At 58.3% G+C, this 1,195-nt stretch carries 1 protein-coding gene; it reads right to left on the bottom strand.

Annotation, left to right across the window (positions count from 1 at the left end):
- The coding region (locus ACOCD2_RS20815; RefSeq protein WP_293653350.1) for an RHS repeat domain-containing protein at nucleotides 1-1,155 on the bottom strand (1,155 nt) is incomplete at its 3' end.
- Nucleotides 1,156-1,195: the final 40 nt, after the last annotated feature.

Below are 1,195 nucleotides of genomic sequence, written 5' to 3' on the forward strand. Positions count from 1 at the left end.
AAAATGCCCACTCGGATCCGTATAGCTCAAGGGGTTGTTGAGCACATAGCTGTAGCGGTTGTAGCTTTGGCTGTTGTTGGGGAACTGGATGACGGTGTCCGGGGAAAGGAACCGCCCCAGGCTGGGGTCGTAGACCCGGCCATTCATGTGGATCAGCCCCAGGCCATTGAGGTGTTCGTGACCGGTGAAGCCCCGTGGTTCGTCGCTTGTCGATGCGGGGTTGGTGCTCCAGTCGGAGGCACGGCGGTTACCCCAGGCTTCAAAGCTGGGGCGTTCCTTGATGTTTCCGTTGGCATCGGTAATCACGTCGAGTGAGCCAATGTGGTCGTGGAACAGCACGCGGGTTTCGGTCGGGCTGTTGCTGTGCGTGATGTGGATAGCCACGGTTTGGCCGTTGGCCTGAATCAGGTGACGGTAGCTGAGGCTGCCATTGGGGTGGGTCACTTGTTCTACCCCGCCCAGGTAACGAATGGTCTCGGTCTGGGGTATGTGGCTGTTACAGGCGCTGCTCAGACTGGAACCTGCACGCAGGTAGCCACCCAGTTTGACGGAAAAACCGGCTTTTAATTGAATCAGGGGGGCGTGGAAGCAGGCAATGGCGTCATTGTTGACGGTGAAGCTGCCTTGGCTGACGATCAACCCCGTGCTGGAACCGCAGTCCAGGGCGTCACCGGCAGGCACCTGGGCGTTGGTGACGGTCTGACCGCTAATGTTGCAGGGCAAAGATGTCCATGGGGTATTGTTGGTGGTGGTGCGGGTTTGTTGGTAACGGGCACCGTTGGCGTCGTAGGCGAAGCTGCTGGTGACCCCCCCTTTGGTGGCCTGGGTGAGTCGATTGCGATGATCCCAGGTCAGGCTGCGCCCGGCGCCGGTTTGCATATTCCCATTGGCATCGTAGCTGTACCTGTACAGCCCGTCATCGGTGACGGCATGGATGTGACGGGTATTGTTGTACTGGTAGGTGTGGTTGTCTTTGCTTCTGATATTGCCGTTGGCGTAGTAGCTGAAGCTGCGCCTGGGAACGCCGGCGCTGCCGTTGATCCCGGTCAGGCGGTTGAGGCTGTCATAGACAAAGTTTTCGGTTTTGTTCTGAAGAAGATCCTTGCGTTGAGTCAGGTTGCCCAGACTGTCGAAGGTATAGTGCAGATTTTGCACACTGGCAGTGACAATGCTGCTGAGACGCCCGGTGGCCGCG

Source organism: Thiolapillus sp. (genome assembly GCF_048562965.1).
Classification (GTDB): domain Bacteria; phylum Pseudomonadota; class Gammaproteobacteria; order Chromatiales; family Chromatiaceae; genus Thiolapillus; species Thiolapillus brandeum_A.